21 protein-coding genes are annotated in these 20,829 nt (G+C 44.4%); 18 read left to right on the forward strand and 3 right to left on the reverse strand.

The window, feature by feature from the left end; translation table 11 throughout:
• Window positions 1-231: 231 nt before the first annotated feature.
• Window positions 232-618, reverse strand: coding sequence for a type II toxin-antitoxin system VapC family toxin (locus tag ACTIE0_RS12230; protein ID WP_006670553.1), 387 nt, complete (start codon window positions 616-618; stop codon window positions 232-234).
• Window positions 618-842: a DUF2281 domain-containing protein gene (locus tag ACTIE0_RS12235; RefSeq protein ID WP_006622871.1), complete on the reverse strand. Its 225-nt coding sequence runs from the start codon at window positions 840-842 to the stop codon at window positions 618-620. Before ACTIE0_RS12235 ends, ACTIE0_RS12230 begins: the two co-directional genes overlap by 1 nt.
• Before the next feature lie 184 nt (window positions 843-1,026).
• On the opposite strand from ACTIE0_RS12235, the gene ACTIE0_RS12240 reads away from it, so the two are divergent.
• The 15 genes from ACTIE0_RS12240 to ACTIE0_RS12310 all read left to right on the forward strand — a co-directional run bounded on the left by ACTIE0_RS12240 (window position 1,027) and on the right by ACTIE0_RS12310 (window position 14,424).
• The gene (locus ACTIE0_RS12240) at window positions 1,027-1,236 is read left to right on the forward strand and encodes a hypothetical protein (protein WP_006622874.1); all 210 of its coding nucleotides are present in this window, start codon (window positions 1,027-1,029) and stop codon (window positions 1,234-1,236) included.
• On the forward strand, window positions 1,233-1,424 hold the full coding sequence (locus ACTIE0_RS12245) for a hypothetical protein (RefSeq protein ID WP_006622876.1): 192 nt from the start codon (window positions 1,233-1,235) through the stop codon (window positions 1,422-1,424). Before ACTIE0_RS12240 ends, ACTIE0_RS12245 begins: the two co-directional genes overlap by 4 nt.
• 88 nt (window positions 1,425-1,512) lie before the next feature.
• Complete coding sequence (locus ACTIE0_RS12250; protein WP_006622878.1) at window positions 1,513-1,701, forward strand: hypothetical protein; 189 nt, start codon at window positions 1,513-1,515, stop codon at window positions 1,699-1,701.
• Between the two features lie 290 nt (window positions 1,702-1,991).
• Window positions 1,992-2,285, forward strand: coding sequence for a type II toxin-antitoxin system HigB family toxin (locus ACTIE0_RS12255; RefSeq protein WP_006622881.1), 294 nt, complete (start codon window positions 1,992-1,994; stop codon window positions 2,283-2,285).
• A 13-nt stretch (window positions 2,286-2,298) separates the two neighbouring features.
• A complete protein-coding gene (locus tag ACTIE0_RS12260) occupies window positions 2,299-2,601 on the forward strand; it encodes a helix-turn-helix domain-containing protein (protein ID WP_006670551.1) in 303 nt (100 codons plus the stop codon).
• Window positions 2,602-3,189: 588 nt separating this feature from the next.
• Complete coding sequence (locus ACTIE0_RS12265) at window positions 3,190-3,558, forward strand: nucleotidyltransferase domain-containing protein (protein ID WP_008056116.1); 369 nt, start codon at window positions 3,190-3,192, stop codon at window positions 3,556-3,558.
• 14 nt (window positions 3,559-3,572) lie between these two features.
• Window positions 3,573-3,887: a HEPN domain-containing protein gene (locus tag ACTIE0_RS12270; RefSeq protein WP_439516909.1), complete on the forward strand. Its 315-nt coding sequence runs from the start codon at window positions 3,573-3,575 to the stop codon at window positions 3,885-3,887.
• Window positions 3,888-4,117: 230 nt separating this feature from the next.
• Entirely contained in the window at window positions 4,118-4,363 is a 246-nt protein-coding gene (locus ACTIE0_RS12275; protein ID WP_039933777.1) for a UPF0175 family protein, read from the forward strand.
• Window positions 4,360-4,626: a PIN domain-containing protein gene (locus tag ACTIE0_RS12280; protein ID WP_006670547.1), complete on the forward strand. Its 267-nt coding sequence runs from the start codon at window positions 4,360-4,362 to the stop codon at window positions 4,624-4,626. The genes ACTIE0_RS12275 and ACTIE0_RS12280 overlap by 4 nt, the downstream gene beginning before the upstream one ends.
• A 128-nt stretch (window positions 4,627-4,754) precedes the next feature.
• Window positions 4,755-7,472 carry a CHAT domain-containing protein gene (locus ACTIE0_RS12285; RefSeq protein ID WP_439516910.1) on the forward strand — a complete coding sequence of 906 codons (2,718 nt, stop codon included), beginning with the start codon at window positions 4,755-4,757 and terminating at the stop codon, window positions 7,470-7,472.
• Window positions 7,473-7,674: 202 nt separating this feature from the next.
• A complete protein-coding gene (locus ACTIE0_RS12290; protein WP_008055885.1) occupies window positions 7,675-8,226 on the forward strand; it encodes a J domain-containing protein in 552 nt (183 codons plus the stop codon).
• Window positions 8,227-8,228: 2 nt separating this feature from the next.
• Complete coding sequence (locus ACTIE0_RS12295; RefSeq protein WP_439516911.1) at window positions 8,229-9,251, forward strand: hypothetical protein; 1,023 nt, start codon at window positions 8,229-8,231, stop codon at window positions 9,249-9,251.
• A gap of 177 nt (window positions 9,252-9,428) precedes the next feature.
• Complete coding sequence (locus ACTIE0_RS12300) at window positions 9,429-9,800, forward strand: hypothetical protein (RefSeq protein ID WP_006668276.1); 372 nt, start codon at window positions 9,429-9,431, stop codon at window positions 9,798-9,800.
• Entirely contained in the window at window positions 9,797-11,440 is a 1,644-nt protein-coding gene (locus ACTIE0_RS12305) for a hypothetical protein (RefSeq protein WP_006668277.1), read from the forward strand. The genes ACTIE0_RS12300 and ACTIE0_RS12305 overlap by 4 nt, the downstream gene beginning before the upstream one ends.
• Before the next feature lie 152 nt (window positions 11,441-11,592).
• Entirely contained in the window at window positions 11,593-14,424 is a 2,832-nt protein-coding gene (locus ACTIE0_RS12310) for a DEAD/DEAH box helicase (protein WP_273247769.1), read from the forward strand.
• 179 nt (window positions 14,425-14,603) lie between these two features.
• Here ACTIE0_RS12310 and ACTIE0_RS12315 read toward each other — a convergent pair whose 3' ends face one another.
• Window positions 14,604-15,173, reverse strand: a complete 570-nt coding sequence (locus ACTIE0_RS12315) for an REP-associated tyrosine transposase (RefSeq protein ID WP_006668280.1) — start codon at window positions 15,171-15,173, stop codon at window positions 14,604-14,606.
• Between the two features lie 339 nt (window positions 15,174-15,512).
• Between ACTIE0_RS12315 and ACTIE0_RS12320 the strand changes: the two genes are divergently transcribed.
• Genes ACTIE0_RS12320 through ACTIE0_RS12330 form a run of 3 tightly spaced genes read left to right on the forward strand, consistent with a single transcriptional unit; the run spans window position 15,513 to window position 20,805 of the window.
• Complete coding sequence (locus ACTIE0_RS12320; protein ID WP_006668281.1) at window positions 15,513-17,768, forward strand: N-6 DNA methylase; 2,256 nt, start codon at window positions 15,513-15,515, stop codon at window positions 17,766-17,768.
• Window positions 17,761-20,355 (forward strand): Eco57I restriction-modification methylase domain-containing protein, encoded by a 2,595-nt coding sequence (locus ACTIE0_RS12325; RefSeq protein WP_006668282.1) that lies wholly within the window; start codon window positions 17,761-17,763, stop codon window positions 20,353-20,355. Before ACTIE0_RS12320 ends, ACTIE0_RS12325 begins: the two co-directional genes overlap by 8 nt.
• A gap of 18 nt (window positions 20,356-20,373) precedes the next feature.
• Window positions 20,374-20,805: a hypothetical protein gene (locus tag ACTIE0_RS12330; protein WP_006668283.1), complete on the forward strand. Its 432-nt coding sequence runs from the start codon at window positions 20,374-20,376 to the stop codon at window positions 20,803-20,805.
• Window positions 20,806-20,829 lie beyond the last annotated feature (24 nt).

Here is a 20,829-nt window from a genome sequence, read left to right on the forward strand (position 1 = left end):
GGCTCGTTTAATCTGGGAGGCTAATTTTCGGATTGGCTCAAATTTATATACAGAGGTTTTAGCGGCTGCTGGGGAATGATAAAGTGATAAAAATCTGCGTTTGGGGTGGGGAAAAGAAAACGGGTTTCTAGCCAAGTCTCTGTTCTTTTACAAATATTTTCTAAAGAAACCCGGTTTCTGGGAGGTTTCTGGGAGGTTTGTGAGTCTCGGTGGAGGGTGGTTTGAGATGAACTAAGAAAGTATTTTTACTTCATATTGCTCAAACATACCATCTCCTGATACCAAGGTTAAACCTTCAGATTTGGCTTGGGAAATCAATAATCGGTCGAACGGATCTCGATGATGGAAGGGTAACGTTTGTAATATCAATAAGTGCGAAAGCTGAATGGGGAGAATTTGAATACCGCTGGGAAGGATAAAATTGATTACAATTTGTTCTAGTGGGATTGCCAGTTCGAGTTTACCGAGGCTGGTTTTAATGGTTATTTCCCAGAGGCTAACAATACTTAGGTGCAAAGTGTTGCTTTCATCCTCGATCGCTTGCCTTGCGGTTTGGCTAAGATTTGGGTTGCCTTCTATCAGCCAAATCAAGATATGTGTATCTAATAATAATCTCATTACATATACTCAGCAAAATCATCAAGGGGGGCGTCAAAGTCTTCGGCAATCTTGATTTTGCCCTGCATACAACCAAATAAATTTTTACGGCTGATTTTTGGCTCTACAAATAGGTTTGGCTGTTGTTGCCACTGGGTAATTAAGTAGGAGACGAGTTGCAACTGCTCTTGGCGATCGAGTTGGGTGACTTCTGCTAAGACTTTTTCTAGGAGGGGACTCATCATTTACCTCAACTTGGGTATTTCTTTGATTATACTATTTTGGGAGGGGAAAGGGGAAAAAGTCTGGGAAAAGAAACCGGATTTCTCGCCAAGTCTCTGTTTTTTAACAAAAATTTAACAAAGAAACCCGGTTTCTCAGTTATGGGGATGGGGTAAAATGGAGATACTATCCTGAAGCTGTTGCATCATGGTAACCACCGAAACTGAAATCTTAGCGATTCTGCGTAACCTCCCCCAACCCGCCCTGGAAGAAGCTAAAATCTTCTTAGACTTTTTAGCTTGGCGGTATCAAAATACCTCAGCCAAAGGAGCAACGTTAATCGCAAATCTGCGGGGAAAAGCCACAGGGGATATGACCACTGATGAGATTCTGAATTTAACGCGGGGTGAGGAATGACGGATTTCCTCGTAGATAGTAATGTAATTCTGGATGTATTAACTGAAGATTCCCATTGGTTTGACGGGTCAGCCGCGCAACTAGCTGATTGCGCCGAAAGCGGATTCAAGAACTCGTTACCTTTGCCAATGGGATGGAGTTGTCTGGGATGGGGGAACTATCTCGGTAATGGTGTGAAACCCAAATAAAATCTCTATTGTTACCCAGGAAATCACCATGAATATTAGGCAATTGATTGATTTCGCCGACCCGGTTAATTTATGAGGAAAAATAGTCATGAAAGGAATTCAATTTGTGGTGAATGAAGCCGGAGAAAAACAGGCAGTATTAATTGATTTGGCTGAGTGGGGTGAGTTATGGGAAGATTTCTATGATGTGTTGGTGGCTCATGCTCGTGAGCAGGAGGAGGAGGTGTCTTGGGAGGAGTTAAAACAAGACATCCAGGCAGAAGCGAATCGCAAATGAAGGGTATGCTGTCCGGTTTAAGAAGTCGGCGGCTGGGGTGGTTCGGATTGTGCGCGTGAGGCATCGTCGGGATGTCTATCGGAGTTGATTTAAGGATGCCGATTAGTCTCAAGTCACAAGGGGATGGCAGGCGGGAAAAGAAACCGGGTTTCTAGCAGCATCTGGTGTTTCTTCACAAATATTTAAGAAAAAAATTGGGTTTCTCAGTCGCGGGGATGGTGTAAAATGGGGGTGCTATCCTGAGCTATTGCGTTGCAATTGATGATTAATGATTGAGGGAAAACGTTGTTGTGAGGATTATTGCTCGCAGTACATTACGAGAGTTTTGGCAGTTGCACGCCGATGCTGAACAACCATTAAAGGCTTGGTTTCAGGATGTCCGTAGCATGAACTGGACAAGCCCAGCAGATATTAAAGCGATTTATGGTAATGCCAGTATTCTTCCTAATAATCGGGTGGTTTTTAATATAAAAGGAAACAATTACCGGATAATTGTTCATGTTCGTTATGATTTGGGGATTGTCTTTATTCGCTTTATTGGTACTCATAAGGACTATGATAATATTGATGCAACCACGATTTAAAGAGGTGAAACCCATGAAATTAAAACCCATTAAAACTGAGGCGGATTATCGTGAAGCTTTAGCAGAGGTTGAACGGTTATTTGATGCGCCTATAAATACGGATGATGGGGATAGGCTTGAGGTTCTGACAGCCCTGATTGAAGTCTATGAAGAACAACATCATCCCATTGAGTTACCATCACCTTATGAGGCTATTTTATACTATCTGGAAAGTCGCCAGCTACCTGTTTTAAGTTTTATTGATGGATTGAAGCGGCGCGGGGTAAGTGAGCAGGTGATTCAAGAGGCTTTAAATGAATCGATAATGGAGAATTGAGGAAAAGGAGCAAATTTCAGGGCTAGTCTGCGGGGAAAAGCCACGGGTCTTCTATAGGGTGGGATTGGTTGCAGGGAATACAAAATTGTAGAGGCGAAAAATTTTTCGCCCCTACCGCAACGGGTGTAATCTGCTATCAATTTTACTTATCATCTTGAACCCAGAACACCCTTGATTACTTAGATTAAACCGATTATGGATAGTTTAATCTGGGAGGCTAATTTTCGGATTGGCTCAAATTTATATACAGAGGTTTTAGCGGCTGCTGGGGAATAATAAAGTGATAAAAATCTGCGTTTGGGGTGGGGGAAAAGAAACCGGGTTTCTAGCAGCATCTCTGATTCACAAAAATTTAAGAAAGAAACCCGGTTTCTCAGTGGCGGGGATGGGGTAAAATGGTGATGGTATTCTCTACCCCATGTGTGGCTATGGATGAAAAGCGATCGCAGTCTTATCTCTCGCGGATTCGAGAACTCCTTACCTAGATACTTGGCGGATGATGCGGTTAAGCTACCATCGATCAGCTTTGGGAGAGCGGTTAATCATTGTTCTCGATCAACCTTTTGGGATAGGGATGAATATTGTGTAATGAAACATCAAAATTTATCGGAAATTATCGAGTTAATTAAAAGTTGGTTTGGGGTACATTATGGCGATCGCGTGAGTCAAATTGTCTTATATGGTTCTCAGGCGAGAGGGGAAGCCAAACCTGATTCTGATATTGATATATTGATTGTTCTGAGGCAGGGTTTTGATTATGCTCAAGAAATTGAGAGGACGAGTGAGTTTATTCAGGAATTATCTTTAAGGTATGATACGGTTATTTCCCGTGCTTTTATTTCGGATTTTCGGTTTAATCATGAAAAAAGTCCTTTTTTACTGAATGTTCATCAAGAGGGAATTGATTTATCAAGGATGAACAGCGGTTATTGTGGGAGAAGGCGCGGCGGAGTTTAGTGGGGGCAAGTTTATTGTTAGAAAATAACCTGGCTGAACTGTCAATGTCTCGTGCCTATTATGCGATGTTTTATGTGGCTTGTGCATTTTTGCTCCGTAAGGATTTAAGTTTTTCGAGCCATTCTGCTGTCATCAGTGCTTTTGGTCGGGAATTTGCCAAGGATAATCAAAGGTTTCGAGAATTTCACAGATATTTGATTGATGCCCAGGATTTGCGAAACCGTAGTGATTATGATTTAGATGTTGGCATTGGTGCATCTGAGGTGAGGGTACAGATTCAAATAGCTGAAAGTTTCATGGATTTTTTTGAGAATTATCAGGAGGGTTAAAGGGCAAGAAACTGGGTTTTTGAGATAATTTAGGGGTAAAATGAGAGAATGAGCGCAACCAGGTTTCTCCGTTAGGGGGGGAGAAGTGAGGGATGCAAGAAACCCTGTTTCAAGATGGTAAGGAAAAATTTAACAAAGAAACCCGGTTTCTCAGTGGCGGGGATGGGGTAAAATGGGGGTAATATCCTGAAATGCACCATGCTAACCACCGAAGAGGTAAAATCAAGATTATGAGTCTAGTGATTTCCGCAGACATTGTTAAGGCTAGTGGACTGTCTGAACAAGAGTTAATTATCGAGTTGGTATTATTGCTGTTTCAGCAGGAAAAAATTAGCTTGGGTAAGGCAGCCGAGTTACTGAATATCTCGCAGGTTAGATTCCAACAGATTCTCTCAGAGAAGGGCATTAATATTCATTACGATGTGGAGGAATTGCAGGAGGATATCCAGCATTTAACGGCCAAGGGATGGCTATGATTGTTGTGAGTGATACTTCTCCTGTAAGTGGGTTGGCATTGGAAGTGAAAGCAGAAGAATTATTGATTGATGAACGGTTAGGACGAAGGGAAGCAATCAATTTGGGGTTGTCGATTACCGGATTATTAGGAATTTTGCTAGTGGCAAAGCGTCGGAGTTTGATTCCTCAGATTAGACCGATTATGGATAGTTTAATCTGGGAGGCTAATTTTCGGATTGGCTCAAATTTATATAGAGAGGTTTTAGCGGCTGCTGGGGAATGATAAAGTGATAAAAATCTGCGTTTGGGTTGAGGGAAAAGAAACCGGGTTTCTACCAGCATCTCTGTTTTTTAACAAAGATTTAACAAAGAAACCCGGTTTCTCAGTCGCGGGGATGGTGTAAAATCAGGGTGGTATCCCCTACCCGGTGTGTGGCTATGGATGAACAACGAGTACAGGCTTATCTCTCCTTGATTCAAGAACTCCTCGAATGTCCGACTGGGGAGGAACCGCAAATCCTCAACCGTCATCTGGAGTTGGTGGATGAGGGGTTTGTGCAGGTGTGTGAGTTAGTGGCGGCACAGTTGCGGCAAGCGGGACAAGACAACCTAGCACAGTTTTTGCAGAATGTGGCGCAACGGGTTGAGACGTTTTTAGGGCTGGAGACAGCGCAGCCATCTCAAAGCGAAGCGCAGCCATCCCAAAGCGAGATGATACCCACAGAATACGAAACATTTTTGCGAGAAGCTCTTCGCTTGACCAGTGAAAGCGGTGTTAATCCCTCGGTTGTTTATCCCTTCCTTGAACGCCAGCAAGCCAAGCTGAATGAGGATTTGATTGCCCTCATTCCCGCCTTTGCCACTCGCACCAACATTATTGATTTGTTCAATTTTGCCAATTTGGTGCAGCAATTTCCCCAAGGTCAACGGGCGATTAATTTAGAAATTGCCATTGCGATCTACATCAAAGCCCTAGATTTTTTTGACCGTCAAGATAATCCCGAAGTTTGGGGAACGATTCAAAACAGTTTGGCGGTTGCTTACAGCAATCGCCTGCGGGGAGAGCGTGCGGAGAACATCGAGGAGGCGATTCGCTGTTATCAAGCGGCTTTAGAAGTGAGAACCCGCACCGCCTATGCTGAAGATTGGGCAACGACTCAAAATAACTTGGGGAATGCCTACTGTGACCGCATCCGGGGAGAGCGAGCGGACAATATCGAGGAGGCGATCGCTGCCTTACAAGCCGCCTTAAAAGTCTACACCCGCACCGCCTTTCCCGAAGATTGGGCCAGGACTCAAAATAACTTGGGGAATGCCTACTCTGACCGCATCCGGGGAGAGCGAGCGGACAATATCGAGGAGGCGATCGCCTGCTACCGAGCAGCCCTAGAAGTCCTCACCCCCTCCTCCTTCCCCCTAGCCTGCCTCAGACCCTCACGCAGCCTCGGCAACCTCGGCTATGACCTGCAAAACTGGGAAATCGCCATCGAAGGCTACAACCAAGCCATCCTAGCCATTGAACAAAGCCGCTACTGGGCCACCTCCGAAGCCACCAAACGGGAACTCATCGCCAACTCCCTCAATATCTATCAAAAAATGGTGCAAGCCTGCATCAACCACCAAGACTACCCCCAAGCCTTGCTCACTGTCGAACGCAGTAAATCCCGCACCCTGATCGAACTCCTCGACAGCGCCCACCTCTACCCCAAAAACGCCACGGACGAACAAAAACAACGCATCAGCGACTTGCGCCGTCAAATCGCTATGTACCAACAACAACTCGCCTACACCTCCAGCAACACCCTCACCCCCACCACCGAAAACAACCCCAACCAACCCTCACCGGAAACCCTCATCCGCCAACAACTCCAAGCCGCTAACCAGCAATTCCAAGACTTGCTCACCGAACTCGACGACCCCAACTTTACCCTCACCCAACAAGTCCCCCCTCAACTCCCCGACTTGCGCCGCCTCCTCCCCCCTCAAACCGCCCTCATCGAGTGGTATCTCCCCACGGAAGCGGACTCCGGGTTTTACGCCTTCCTCGTCACCCGCCAAAACGACCAAATCCAGATTACCCCCCACCCCTTCAACGCCGAGGACCGCCAACACCTGGACCAAGCCATCAGCGACTACCGCAGCGACTACGGACAACCCTCCTGGAATCAGCAACTCCCCCAACGCCTGGAAACCCTCAGCGCCGCCTTGCAACTCCCCCGCCTTCTGGGTGACTTATCCCAGATTCAACAGCTTATCCTGATTCCCCACCGGGAACTGCACCTCATCCCCCTCCACGCGCTCCCCGTCCCCTCTTCTCCCCTCTCCCGCGCTGGGAGAGGGGCTGGGGGTGAGGGCAAACCCCTACAAGACGGGTTCCCCGTGCAATATGCCCCCAGTTGTCAAATTCTCAACACCCTCCAGCAGCGTCCCCCCCTCAACCGGGAAACCGTCCCCTTTTTCGCGATTCAAAACCCGACCGAAGACCTGAACTATGCCGAGTGGGAGGTGGAACTATTATTGCGCCAATTCAGCCCCCATCAAGTCTTGCGTCGCGACAAAGCTACCCAGGAGAATTTAAGCCAACCCCAGACCCAAACCTTCCTGGAACAGAGTCACGCGGTCCACTTTGGCTGTCACGGTGAATTTGACGATCGCAACCCCCTCAACGCCTATCTGAGACTGGCTAATCAGGAAAAGCTGACCTTTCTGGATATTTTCAACCGTCTTAATATTCCCCTCTGTCGCCTGCTGGTGCTGTCGGCTTGCAAAACTGGCTTGGTGGAAACCTCCCACACCGATGATTATGTGGGATTATCCAGTGCGTTTTTCTACGCCGGAGCGCGAACGGTGGTCGCCAGTCTCTGGAATGTGGATGAACTGGCGGCGACTCTGGTGACGCTGCGCCTCTATCAAATTTTACCGGATTATCCCTCGGTGACAGTGGCTTTGCAAGCGGCTCAAACTTGGTTGCGGGGGGTATCTTGTGATGATATTCTCCACTGGCTAAAACATGAGCAGAAGGCGACCCCGGAGGAAGTGGAAGAAGTGGAAGACCGTTTGATTTTATTTAATGACCCCCCGTTTGCGGAGGCTTGTTATTGGTCTGCGTTTACGGCAACGGGGTTATAATGGGGTGGGTTGAGTGATGATGAGGTTAGACGATGCCGACTTGATGTGGCGCAGGCGGTGGGGGCGTTTTTAGGGGTAACGCAGCCATCCCATAGCGAGATAACCCCCGGCGAATACGACACCTTTTTGCCAGAATAACTTTCCTTGACTTAGCCTGAATGTCTTGCCATAATTAATAAAGTAAAGTTGTGGTGGTACTCCCATGCCCCAAGTAGTTCTAGATCCACAAGTAAAGACTGAGATAGATCGTCTTGCTCAAGTCAGGCAAGTTGACTCGGAACTGTTGGAGCAGTTTGCCTATTTCGTTCTGGAGATATCACAGCAAAAGTCAAGCAAGAAAGCTCAGTCGCTGAAGACTGATGAGCTAAAAAAAGCTATTTATGAGCGGTTTGGCGTGAACAATACATCAGAGTTGAAAAAATCTGGTGGTTTCAGGATGGCGACTGATGGTATGGACTCGTTAGACTTCCGCTTAAAACCAACCTGGGAAACACTCTATCGAAAGTTTGTAGGTATCCTTCCCCATGAGCAAAGCCAGGAAGGATATGGTTGTATTAATGGAATTGATATCTTTAAATACTTTAAACCCTGGCAGGTATTTGGACTAGATCCCAAAACTGCTACCAAGAATGATGTTAAAGCTGCCTACTATCAATTATCAAAAATTTATCATCCAGACAATTTAGTGACGGGTGACAGAGCTATTTTTGAGCAGGTCGAAAATATGTACAAGAGTATAATTGCTGGATTCTGAAGATGCCTTTTGATAAAGAAGTTTTCTATATTGAAGAAATAAAGCTGGCTGAGGCTTTAGGGCTAAATCAACAAAGTTTAGACGAAATAGTGGATTTTTTACAGGCATCTGCTGATGAAAGTATTCAACTCAAAGAATGGTTGCATTTTGCAATACAAAATTATGTAAATAAACAACCGATTCGGATATTTTCTCGGGAAGGAGCTTTGGCTATTGCCAGTTATCTGGATTTGAGAGGTGATGCCACTAAAATTGCCCTAAACGGAGTTATTGCCTTACTAGAGCAATATAGCCTCAATCAAATAGATGGCAAGATTCGTAGAGCAGTGTATGAAAATAGTTCTTCTTTAGTTTATAGAAATAAACGTCACTGGCTTAGTCGAGAAGATGTAGTGAAGATATTTATGACGACTTCATCAAGGTTAATCCGGGCGTTTGGAGATATTCAAAGGTCGGATTTTCCCATGAGAATAAATATAGATTTTGAAGATTATGACGGACTGAGATTCTTCTCGTTGTCTGGCTTAGAAAAACTCAGTATAGAATTGTCCTTAAAATTGCGTTCAGAAGAGAGGCGTGATTATTGTAAACGGGTGCGTGAAGTTGCTCCTCCGGTATTAAAATTTCTGGCGATCGCACCTTCTCCAGAGCCAAAACAGATTGAGCAAGCTATGAACTTCGCCAAAAATAGAGATAAAAAAACTTGTCAGGTGACGGGTGTTGTTAGAGATAAGTATGACCCACGAATTGAACTGGTTGGTCATCATCTTTATGACAAAAAAACATATCATTTTCTCAGCGCCGATCCAGATAACATCTTAACAATTGACAAAAAACTACATGAAGATTTTCATCAATGGAATGGAGGAACCCAAGAAACTTGTACAATTGATGATTTCATTGATTATGTGGAGTGGCGCTATCCAGAAAAGCATGAATTAATCTTAACCTTGCATAATAAGCAAAGAGTTCTCAGGTTAAAATTGGCTCAATTCCAACGGACATTACCGGAAAGTAGAGATTAAAGTTCTGGTATTCTTGACTGGCTCAACTATGACTTGAAGGCGACGGCGAAATGGAAGAAGTGGAAGACCGTTTGAGTTTATTTGATGACCCCCGTTTGCGGAGGCTTGTTATTGGTCTGCGTTTACGGCAACGGGGTTATAATGGGGTGGGTTGAGTGATGATGAGGTTGAACTGTGATGGAAACATCTGAAAATGAACGGATTGTGCGGGCTTTTTTACTGCTTCTGCATCGAGAAAGCAAAAAACCCGAGAGTGCGATTATTCCCCCCACGGCTTGGGAAACTTTGGACGAACTGAAAGCCAACCTCGCCTCAGCTAATGATGATATTAAAACTATAGCACGAGCGATCGCAAAATGGTGTAAAAACCACCAATATAGTGAAATCCTCCAAGCACTCCGCCCCGTCCGAGGTGATGCGATCGATGAGTATGAAGACCCAGATGATGTGGCAACGGAGGAAGAAATTAAATTGACTAACTTATCAACTCGATTTGTGCAGGAAACTATCGATAAATCTCAACAGCAGCACCAGCAGCAATCATCATGAAAGATAAGGTTATTTATGCCCCAGAAATCCGCTTGTTTACCTATCATTTAAAAATCCTAAGTACCACCAACCTACAAGACACGGATCAGGATTTGCCTCTCAGGTCAATGATTGTTTATTATCTCCAGTTATTGGCAGATTATGGGTTGGTGGATTCTCTGGTTAAAAACTTACAAAAAGAGATTTTATCCCCGTGGGCAATTCTTGATAATTGGTTTCAGTATATTCAGACAATTATGGGACTTGTATGGTGGATTAAACTGAGAATAATTGTCCTGGAAATTCTGATTGATTGGCATAATTATCTGAGTGGAAAGACCCTAGAAGATGTCATCCAGGAATATCTATTTAGGTCGGATTTTGATTATTTAACTAATGGCAATAATCTATTTTTTCAAATCATAAATAATCCGGGCAAGATAGGGATTCAACGAGTTAATTTACCGCCCAAATATCGGGGATTTTTTTATCCTCAATATCTGAATGATAGCTATAGTTTTTTATTGCACCTCTTCCATCCCCAAAAACTAGGAAAAGATGGGGTAAAATTCTCAGATATTGCGAAATTAAGCCCCCCAAAGTCATTTTTTGCGGGAACGTCAACAAGCCTAGATGAACCGCTGCAAACTCATCTCAAACACGCCTCTTGGGGAACAACGATGCTGTTTAGTGGTTTTATTGACTCTCGCCCAGGGACTTTGGAGGAGGGGAAAAAATTAGCCGATGAACTATTACAAAACCTGTTAAAACCAGACCCGAAAAAACCAGCGCCGCCTTTCTGGGCTAGTCGAGAGTTTTTGGGGGGATTTCTGTATGAATATCAGGATATTTATAGTCCCCATCCCTACGGAAAGATTATGATTTTGCTGCTATTTTCGGAGGAGAGTAAAGAGAAAATTAATGGGGTTCAGTGGTGGTTACCGGAGTTGTTTTTTTATGAGCGCAAGATTTGCCAAAATTACATAGACAGTCGGGGGGAATATAGTAAGGCTAATCAGGATATTAAAACGATAGAAAAGACGATTCGGACTTTTCCGCCTAATATTGCGACGGATGTTCCGCCGGATTTGTCGGAGGAAGAGTTAAGGTCTTTGAAAAAGGAAATTAAGAATTTGTTGGATTTATCGTTGCGGTATTCTCAACGAATGCGGAGTTTGGTGACGTTTGAGAATACGATCGCCATTAATCGGAATAATTATCTTAATACTCTCACCCGCATGGAGGTCAAAAGTAACAGTGATTTGACGGGTTGGCGGGATAAAGCCAATCATATTTTTGGCACATTTCAGGAACAAATAAAAGCGGATTTGGTTTATCTGCAACAAGGAGAACGCCTGTTAGATACCGCAATTAACACGATTCGCGGTTTGGTGGAAATTGACCAAGCGGAACGCGATCGCCTTTTGGAACATCAAATCCAAATCGCTGGCTGGGGTATTGGGGTGGGGGCGATTGTAGCTTCGACTTCGGCGTTAATTTTTCAGGAGAAAATGACGTTTCCCTGGTCTGATAATCGAGGTGATAATGTGCATCCTTTTACTATTGCTGTCTTGCTGAGTTTCGCCTGTGCTGGGTTAGGGGTACTCTTGGCGATCGCATTGATTAAGTTTGGGAAAAAAAGGCGATCGTCTTCCAATTAAACAGCGGGAGTCAAAAAATTCGGTTTCTGGGAGGGTTTTATGCTAAACTAATTTTCGGAAAATATGGTGTAATAATAAGCTAAAATATGTTAACAGATATTGCTCCAGGGGCACGAATTCTTTGCCGGGATGCTGAATGGTTGGTTAAATCTGTGGCCCTGTCTTCTGATGGCGATCGCATTATTGAAGCAGTGGGAGTGTCGGAATTTCTCCGGGGTCGTCGTATTCGCTTCCTGGAAGAGTTGGAAAAAAAAGACAGGAAACGGGGTTTACAAGTGTTGAAACCCGAAGAGACTCATTTGGTTATTGATGAAACTTCTGGTTATGTCCGTAGTTTATTATTTGTTGAGGCGAATTTAAAGCAAACTATCCCGGAAGATGGGCGGATTTATTGGGGACATAAAGCCGCTATGGATGCCCTGAATTATCAGCTTATTCCGGCGACTAAAGCCCTACAAATGCCTCGCCAACGCTTGTTAATTGCTGATGCGGTGGGGTTGGGTAAAACTCTGGAATGTGGTATCCTGGTAACTGAGTTAATTGGGAGGGGGAAAGGTCGCCGGATTTTAGTGGTTACTACTAAGTCAATGATGGGGCAGTTTCAAAAGGAGTTTTGGCTGCGGTTTACTATTCCTTTGGTGCGTTTGGACTCTGGGGAAATTCAACGAGTGCGATCGCGACTTCCGGGAAATCATAACCCTTTTCACTATTATGACCGGACAATTATTTCTATTGATACCCTCAAACAAGACCGGGAATATCGCAGTTATTTGGAACAGGCTCACTGGGATATTATTATAATTGATGAAGCCCATAATGTCGCCCGCAGAGGTAAGGGTCAGTCGGCTTCGCAGCGGGCGAAATTGGCTGAACGTTTAGCTACTCGTTCGGATACTTTGATTTTGCTTTCCGCTACTCCCCATGACGGGAAACCGGAGAGTTTTGCTAGTTTGATGAATATGCTAGATCCGACGGCGATCGCTAATGAAAGTAACTACACTAAAAATGATATCCATGACCTCTATTTGCGGCGGTTTAAAAAAGATGTTTTGCGGGATTTAAACCAAAGTATCCCTGAACGGAATGTGGAACCTGTAGAAGCGATCGCCTCCCCCCCAGAAGAGGCGGTTTTTCGGAAACTCCACGATTTGCAATTGGTCAGTATTGACCGAGGCAAAAGTGCCGGACAGCTATTTAAAACTACTCTCCTAAAGGCATTCTTATCTAGTCCGGCTGCGGGTCTGGAAACCGTGCAAAATCGCCTGAAAACTTTACAGAAAAAGCTGGATATCTCCACGGAATTAGACCAGGCAGAATTGACTGATTTGGCGGCAGGTTTGGCGGCAATAGATCAGGGGAGTTTTTCTAAGTATCAGCGACTTATCCAACTGATTAAAACTGAGTTTCAGTGGACTGGAAAAGACCCCAAAGACCGCTTGGTTATTTTTACCGGACGTTTGGAAACTTTGCGGTTTCTGGAGGCGGAACTACCCCAAGACTTGCGCTTAAAACCAGAGGCGATCGCTCGTTTAGATGGGGGTATGGCAGATATTGACCAAGTGGAAATTGTCGAGAAATTTGGCTATGAAAATTCCCCGGTGAGGATTTTAATTGCTACGGAAGTGGCATCAGAAGGGTTAAACCTGCACTATCTTAGCCATAAATTGATTCACTTTGATATCCCTTGGTCGTTGATGACTTTACAGCAGCGAAACGGACGGATCGACCGCTACGGACAAACTCGAAAACCGGAAATTCGCTATCTGCTGACTCGCTCCCAGGTTGAACGTATGGATGAGGTGGAGCGTATTATTAAAGTACTTTTAACTAAGGATGAACAGGCGATTAAAAATATTGGCGATCCTTCCGTATTTATGGGGGTATTTGACCCGGAAAAAGAAGAAAATTTGACCGCTGCTGCTATTGAAAGCGGAGTGTCGGCGGCGGATTTTGCCGAGGAGTTAGACCGCAACGCCAAGGGAGAGGGAGATGTCGATATTTTTAGCTGGTTTGAGTCGGAGTCTGGGGATACTGATGAGGGGGTTTCCATGGACTCTAGCCAGGGTGAACCTCTGGTGGAAACGGGGAGTTTGTTAAGTCTATTTCCGTCGATTTTTCAGTTTACCGCTACGGCTTTAAGGTTCATTAATTCCCAGACCAGTCCGGTTCATAATCTCCAAATTAACGAAGATGAAGGGTTTATTGAATTGCAACTTCCTCAAGAGCTAAAAAGCCGTTACGATCGCCTTCCTAAAGAAATACAACCCCAGGATAATCGGTTATTATATCTTAGCGATCGCCCCGAAGATATGATGCGGGCCATGGAACAAGCGCGAACCGAAGACGCGGACTGGTCGGCTGTTCAATACCTTTGGGAATTGCATCCTTTGGTAGAATGGATTAGCGATCGCTGTTTATTTTATTTTGGCAGACATCAAGCACCTGTGATACAATTATCTCAGGGATTAGAATCCGATGAGGTGATTTTTATCTGCTTTGGTAGTTTCCCCAACCGCCGAGGAACTTCCGTCCTAAATCGCTGGGTTTCGGTTATCTTTAAACAAGGGAAATTTCAGCGGGTTGAACCCTTTGCGGAAACTCAGAAACGCACGGAATTAGGACTGCATGAGTTGCCCAATTCCGGGACGGTTAATATTGATGATTTACTCCCTTTACGGAGTCCGGCTATTCAGCAAGCGCGGCAATATCTTCAGCAGGAAAGGCAACGGTTTCAAGACCAGTTAAATCCTCAGTTAGAGGCACAACGGGAACGCCTGGAAAGGCTGCAAGGCTATCATGTGGAACAGTTAGAGTTGCGGTGGGAAAGTGATAATATTTCGGCTAATCTGAAGCAGGATAAACAGCAGAAAGAACGCCATAAAATTGACAAGATATTCCAAGATTATCGCGATTGGGTAGAGTTGTCAATGACTACGGAAAGCGAACCTTATCTCAAGTTAATTTTTGTGATTCAGCAAGCATAGAAACCCGGTTTCTTTGTCGAGAAGTCTAGAAACCCGGTTTCTTTGAGAAACCCGGTTTCTTTGTCGAGAAGTCTAGAAACCCGGTTTCTTTGAGAAACCGGGTTTCTTATCCTCGAGAAGCCGAGAAACCCGGTTTCTTTGAGAAACCGGGTTTCTTATCCCTGGGTTTCTTTTAGCTTCTATTCATCAAGTAGTAAGTGCTGAATTGATGAGGTTTGGATATGACTTTCGACAAAAGACTGATAATCATTCACCGAATTAAAAAGCGATCGCACCCCATCAATTTTCGGCAAAGTTCCCCCACGCAATTGGAGATATTCGGGATAGCTAGAAAACTCCCAATCTTCGGGTTTTTTAACCAAATTAGCCTTAACTGGGTTTAAATGAATATATCGTGTTAAATGGAATAAATATTCATCATTATCAACAGCGATCGCTTGAAATCTACCTTGAAATAAACCGCCAACCCTGTCATACTGCTTGTTAATTGCTTTCACATAAGACAAGCTAAATTTTTGCATCACCTCAGAAAAACAATTCTGTTTCAAATATACCAATAAATGATAATGATTAGGCATCAAACAATAAGCAATAATATCAGCCACATTAGATTCAACCAAATATTTTCTAATCAGGCGCAAAAAATGAATATAGTTGTCTTGGGTAAAAAAGATAATTTGATGATTATTACCTCGATTATAAATATGGTAGTAATGACCCGTTTCAAAAACAATTTGGCGACGTGGCATTTCCAATCAACTCCCACAACTTCAACTTTTATAACTCCGTTAAATTTTAGCGCAAGAGAGGTCTAGAAACCCGGTTTCTTTTTCGAGAGGTCTAGAAACCCGGTTTCTTCGAGAAACCGGGTTTCTTGGTGGAGAGGTCTAGAAACCCGGTTTCTTTGAGAAACCGGGTTTCTTGTTGGAGAGGTCTAGAAACCCGGTTTCTTTGAGAAACCGGGTTTCTTTGTGGAGAGGTCTAGAAACCCGGTTTCTTTGAGAAACCGGGTTTCTTGTTGGTCGTGAGTAGTGTAAAATGAAAATTTACAGGGTTTCTTTGACTATAAGCCGGGGTTATCGAATATTATGTTAATCGGAATTGCTAACGAAAATGAATTTTATGCCGCCTATTATTTGGATGCAATTTTAACCGAAGACCTAAAGACGATCGCCTCCGAGGTGGGGACCAATCAAGAGCCGCCGTCCCAGGCTTTGGGGAGGCTGCGGGGAGATTATTTTCGCCTCAAAACTCGCACCCAAACTATTAATATAGATAAAACTGAAATTCTCGGTCAGCAACGGCAGTTTTTTCGGCAGGTTTTGGAGGTTTTGGGGTATCAGTGGGAACCGGGGTTAAAGTGGTTGGATAATGATACCTTGCTCCCGATTTTGGCGGAAGTTAGACAGAGTTCTGGAATGCCAAATTTGTGGGTTTTGGAAGGGTTTAATCCTACCGGAGAACCTCTCGATATTCTCTCCCTGGAATTTGACCCTATTCAAGGTCAAGATTTCCCGGAATTTCGGGTCGATCGCTCTCCAGAAAACTGGCTAAATTCTACCCTGGAAGATATCGTAACTGATGTGGTTTTTGGTCAAAATGAACCCCCCCGCTGGGTGCTATTAATTAGTGTAGACCAGATAGCTTTAATTGACCGTTATAAATGGAATGCTTCCCGGTTGTTAAGGTTTGATTTAGAGCAGATTTTAGCCGATCGCGATCGCCATTCTTTGTTCGCTATCGCTACCCTGTTACACCGCGATCGCATTTGTCCAGCCGAAGGAATGGCGTTGTTAGATACCCTTGATGAAAATAGTCACCGCCATACTTATAGCGTTTCCGAAGACTTGAAATTTGCCTTACGCGAGGCGATCGAACTTTTGGGAAACGAGTTTATTTATTATCGGCGGACAGTCGGTAAAAAGGGGGTGTATTCCACCCAGGAACAAACCCAAAAGGGAGAACAGGAAATTGACCCCAACCTGTTAAAAATCCAGTGTTTGCGGTGGGTTTATCGACTGCTATTTATCTTTTATATTGAAGCGCGACCCGAGTTAGGTTATGCTCCCATGGGTTCTGATGTTTATCGGGAGGGATATAGTTTAGAAACCCTGCGAGACTTGGAACAGGTGGAGTTACTTTCTTCCGAGGACTCGGAAGGCTATTATATAGATACCTCTATTCGTCGTTTATTTAAATTGTTGTGGTTTGGATATCCTGAAGAAGACCATAAACAAGCCGAACTTTTGCAGAAGAAAACAGCCATTTATAATACCTTCCGTTTACCCGCCTTAAAAAGTCATCTGTTTGACCCCGAATATACCTCCATGTTAAACGGAGTCAGGTTTCGCAATTCCGTCCTACAGAAAGTCTTGGAATTGATGTCTTTGTCGCGGTCAGGACAAGGACGACGGGGACGCATTAGCTACGCGCAATTGGGGGTTAACCAGTTAGGGGAAGTTTACGAGGGTTTATTGAGTTTATCGGCTTTTTTCGCCGAGGAAAACCTCTACGAAGTTCAACCCGCCGCCAAAAAAACCTCTACCAAGACAGACACCGAAGACGACGACGAAGACCAACCCACAGTTAAACCCAAAGCGGCGAAAGGTTCCCAACCACGCAGTGAATTAGAGGTGGCTTATTTTGTTCCCGCTGACCGTTTGGAGGAGTTAAAAACGGAGGAGTTGGTGACAGACCCCCAGACCGGAAAAACTCCCCGCAAACATGAGAAAGGGAAATTTTTGTTTCGGTTAGCGGGAAGAGATCGCCCAAAAAGTGCCAGTTATTACACTCCCCAAACCTTAACCAAATGTTTGGTCAAATATGCTCTCCAAGAACTTTTAGCGGACAAGACCGCTGACGATATTTTAAAGTTAACGGTATGCGAACCAGCTATGGGAAGTGCGGCTTTTTTGAATGAAGCTATAACTCAATTAGCGGAGGCTTATTTACAGCAAAAAGAGAAGGAACTTAATCAACGGATACCCCATGAAAACATCACGTTAGAGAAGCAGAAAGTCAAAATGCTGCTGGCTGACCGCAATGTATTTGGCATTGATAAAAACCCCATAGCCATGGAATTAGCGGAGGTTTCCCTGTGGTTAAATTGTATCTATGGGGAAAAAGACAGCCACCAAATATTCGTCCCCTGGCTTGGCTTGCAATTGCATTGTGGTAACTCCCTGGTGGGTGCGAGACGACAAATATACCCCCGCCAAAAGGTGAGTCAAGGTAAAAAAAAACCTCTCCTGGTGGGAAATGCCGCCGTCACGGATACCCCTGGGAGAAACCTTCCCCGCAGACGGTATTTTTCACTTTTTGTTAGGGGACCCAGGTATGGCTAATTATACCGATAAAGTGATTAAAAAACTCACCCCCGAAGCCATAAAACAGATTAACCAATGGCAGAAAGAATTTATCAAAACTCCCCTAAATGCCGACCAAGCGGACTATGGAACATACCTATCAACTCGCATTGATGAACTGTGGCATACTTACGCGAAGGAATTAGCCATAATTCGCCAACGGACTACGGACAGCTTGACGGTGTGGGGACAACCGGAACAGGAGAAACGGGAAGTTCCCCTAGCACAAAAAGATAAAATCTACGAACAGGAGAAACTCTCGCGGGGGGTGAGTAATTCATCCGCTTATCGGCGGCTAAAGTTGGTGATGGACTATTGGTGCAGTTTATGGTTTTGGCCGCTAGAGGAGGCGGAAAACTTACCGAGTCGGGAGGAGTTTTTCAGCGACATAGGGATGATTTTAGGGGTGACGGAAATGGTACCCTCCCAACAGTTATCTTTATTCCCGGAAACTCAAACACCCCAGCAAGCGGAGGATTTTATTAAGAAATTTGGTTTTGTGGACTTGGAGAAGTTCAAGGGTTTTTACCCTCGGTTGCAGTTGGCGGACACTTTGGCGAAAACTTATAAGTTTTTCCATTGGGAGTTGGAATTTGCGGATATTTTCCTAGAGAGAGGCGGGTTTGATTTAATTATTGGTAACCCTCCCTGGGTGAAGATAGAATGGCAAGAAGGGGATATATTGGGGGAATATGACCCGTTGACGGTGATTAGAAAGTTATCGGCGAGTGAGTTGGCGAAACGGCGGGAAGATTTATTTAGTAAATACCCAAAGTTACGAGCGGCATATCTTCAGGAGTATGAAGAGTTAGACGGAACCCAGAATTTCCTCAACGCGGTGCAAAATTATCATTTATTACAGGGTCAGAAAGCCAACTTATTTAAGTGTTTCCTTCCCCAAGCATGGAATTTTGGCAAGTCTGGCGGGGTGTCGGGTTTCTTACACCCAGAAGGGGTTTATGATGACCCCAAAGGCGGAACTTTGCGCCGGGAATTATATCGGCACTTAAAAGCACATTTTCAGTTACAGAATGAGATGACAATTTCTTTGTTTAAAGATGTTACTCATAAAACAAAATACAGTATCAACATATATAAGAAACCCCGTAGTCATGATGATACAATTATTCGCTTTATTCATATTGCTAATATTTTCAGCGTTGCTACTATTGCCGAATGTTTTGAGTCTCCGCAAATAGGTTTAATTCCAGGGATTAAAAATGATAACGGTCAATGGGAAACCAAAGGTCATCCTAGCCGAATTATTAGCGTTAATTCCGAGACCTTACAGCTATTTACGAGATTATATGATGCGGAAGGAACCCCCGCCGAGGAAGCGCGACTCCCGGCTTTACATTCGCAAAACTTAGTCAGTGTATTAGAAAAGTTTGCCACCCCAGAACAGCGACTGGGTAATTTACAAGGTGAAGTTTATACAACTCAGCATTGGAATGAAACTAATGCTCAACAAGAGAAGACAATTCGCCGAGATACTCAGTTTGTGAAGTCTCCCCAAGACCTGATTTTATCAGGACCCCATTTCTTTGTCGGAACACCACTTTATAAAACTCCGAGAAAAGTTTGTCGTTTGAATAGTGAGTATGATATTATTGATTTAACAGCAATTCCCGACGACTATCTACCGCGCACTAACTACGTCCCGGACTGTTCCCCTGCTGAATACCGTCGTCGCACTCCCTGCGTTCCCTGGGATGACCAAAAACCCGTCACTGAGTTTTATCGTTTAGCTTGTCGTAATATGCTAAATCAATCAGGAGAACGAACCTATATTCCAGCTATTATTCCGCCAGGAAATGCTCATATTAATGGGGTGCAGTCAACGGCATTTAAAGATAATCAATCATTGTTAAAAGCAGCCAGTTTGGGAATTAGCATAATCGCTGATTTTTATATTAAAACCACCGGAAGGTCTAACCTGCACTACACCTGGGAAAATTTCCCTCTGATTCAAACTACCCCCGCTTTACGAGTTCGCACTCTAGCGTTAAATTGCCTAACAGTGTATTATGGTGAATTATGGGAAGAATGCTGGGAGGAAGGATACCGTGAAGAGAGATGGACAAAAGGGGAAGACCCGCGACTGAATCAAAACTTTTTCCGTCATTTAACCCCAGAATGGCAAAGAAATAACGCCTTGCGGAGTGACTACGAACGTCGTCAAGCGTTAGTAGAAATAGACGTATTAGCAGCCATGTCGTTAGGGTTAACCCTAGAGGAACTCATCACGTTATACAGGGTACAATTCCCGGTGATGCAGCAATATGAAAAGGAAACCTATTATGATATGAATGGTAGAATAGTGTTCACGACCAGCAAAGGGTTAACGGGGGTAGGTTTACCGCGCCAAGGGAACGCGAAAAAGGAAATCATCGGTTGGGAAGACATCAAAGACCTGGAAAGTGGTATCATAGAAGTAACGGTTACCGACGACACGCTCCCCCAGGGTCCAACGACTCGGAAAATCGCCTACGAAGCGCCTTTTATATTATGCGATCGTATTGAGGACTACCGCACGGCGTGGAAACAATTAACAATTAATAATTGATTTAGAGGAGATTCGATTATGGACACCATAACACACTATCGGCAAATTGTCAAAGACCCTTTATTCCAGCAGCCTATAAACCGGGTTTCTTTGAGAAACGGGGTTTCTTTATCCCTCCACCAGCCACCCCGGAAACCTCCTTTCTTACTCCAGCAGCCTATAAACCGGGTTTCTTTGAGAAACCGGGTTTCTTTACCCCCCCACCAGCCACCCCGGAAACCTCCTTTCTTACTCCAGCAGCCTATAAACCGGGTTTCTTTGAGAAACGGGGTTTCTTTATCCCTCCACCAGCCACCCCGGAAACCTCCTTTCTTACTCCAGCAGCCTATAAACCGGGTTTCTTTGAGAAACCGGGTTTCTTTTTCGTCCTTGGAGAAACGGGGTTTCTTATCCCCCCAGGAGCCGATAAACCCGGTTTCTTCCCCCCAATTGTTAATTATTGGTTATTAATTAAGACCACCCGGAAACCGGGTT

The sequence above is a fragment of the Limnospira sp. genome, from assembly GCF_051859755.1.
GTDB lineage: Bacteria > Cyanobacteriota > Cyanobacteriia > Cyanobacteriales > Microcoleaceae > Limnospira > Limnospira fusiformis.

What these genes read in the sequence shown, in the direction of transcription:
- ACTIE0_RS12275 (WP_039933777.1), top strand. Translation starts at nt 4,118, where the DNA reads ATGAGTCTAGTGATTTCCGCAGACATTGTTAAGGCTAGTGGACTGTCT.
- ACTIE0_RS12230 (WP_006670553.1), bottom strand. Translation starts at nt 618, where the DNA reads ATGAGATTATTATTAGATACACATATCTTGATTTGGCTGATAGAAGGC.
- ACTIE0_RS12290 (WP_008055885.1), top strand. Translation starts at nt 7,675, where the DNA reads ATGCCCCAAGTAGTTCTAGATCCACAAGTAAAGACTGAGATAGATCGT.
- ACTIE0_RS12280 (WP_006670547.1), top strand. Translation starts at nt 4,360, where the DNA reads ATGATTGTTGTGAGTGATACTTCTCCTGTAAGTGGGTTGGCATTGGAA.
- ACTIE0_RS12235 (WP_006622871.1), bottom strand. Translation starts at nt 842, where the DNA reads ATGATGAGTCCCCTCCTAGAAAAAGTCTTAGCAGAAGTCACCCAACTC.
- ACTIE0_RS12320 (WP_006668281.1), top strand. Translation starts at nt 15,513, where the DNA reads ATGTTAATCGGAATTGCTAACGAAAATGAATTTTATGCCGCCTATTAT.
- ACTIE0_RS12305 (WP_006668277.1), top strand. Translation starts at nt 9,797, where the DNA reads ATGAAAGATAAGGTTATTTATGCCCCAGAAATCCGCTTGTTTACCTAT.
- ACTIE0_RS12260 (WP_006670551.1), top strand. Translation starts at nt 2,299, where the DNA reads ATGAAATTAAAACCCATTAAAACTGAGGCGGATTATCGTGAAGCTTTA.
- ACTIE0_RS12250 (WP_006622878.1), top strand. Translation starts at nt 1,513, where the DNA reads ATGAAAGGAATTCAATTTGTGGTGAATGAAGCCGGAGAAAAACAGGCA.
- ACTIE0_RS12295 (WP_439516911.1), top strand. Translation starts at nt 8,229, where the DNA reads ATGCCTTTTGATAAAGAAGTTTTCTATATTGAAGAAATAAAGCTGGCT.
- ACTIE0_RS12330 (WP_006668283.1), top strand. Translation starts at nt 20,374, where the DNA reads ATGGACACCATAACACACTATCGGCAAATTGTCAAAGACCCTTTATTC.
- ACTIE0_RS12245 (WP_006622876.1), top strand. Translation starts at nt 1,233, where the DNA reads ATGACGGATTTCCTCGTAGATAGTAATGTAATTCTGGATGTATTAACT.
- ACTIE0_RS12265 (WP_008056116.1), top strand. Translation starts at nt 3,190, where the DNA reads ATGAAACATCAAAATTTATCGGAAATTATCGAGTTAATTAAAAGTTGG.
- ACTIE0_RS12300 (WP_006668276.1), top strand. Translation starts at nt 9,429, where the DNA reads ATGGAAACATCTGAAAATGAACGGATTGTGCGGGCTTTTTTACTGCTT.
- ACTIE0_RS12325 (WP_006668282.1), top strand. Translation starts at nt 17,761, where the DNA reads ATGGCTAATTATACCGATAAAGTGATTAAAAAACTCACCCCCGAAGCC.
- ACTIE0_RS12240 (WP_006622874.1), top strand. Translation starts at nt 1,027, where the DNA reads ATGGTAACCACCGAAACTGAAATCTTAGCGATTCTGCGTAACCTCCCC.
- ACTIE0_RS12315 (WP_006668280.1), bottom strand. Translation starts at nt 15,173, where the DNA reads ATGCCACGTCGCCAAATTGTTTTTGAAACGGGTCATTACTACCATATT.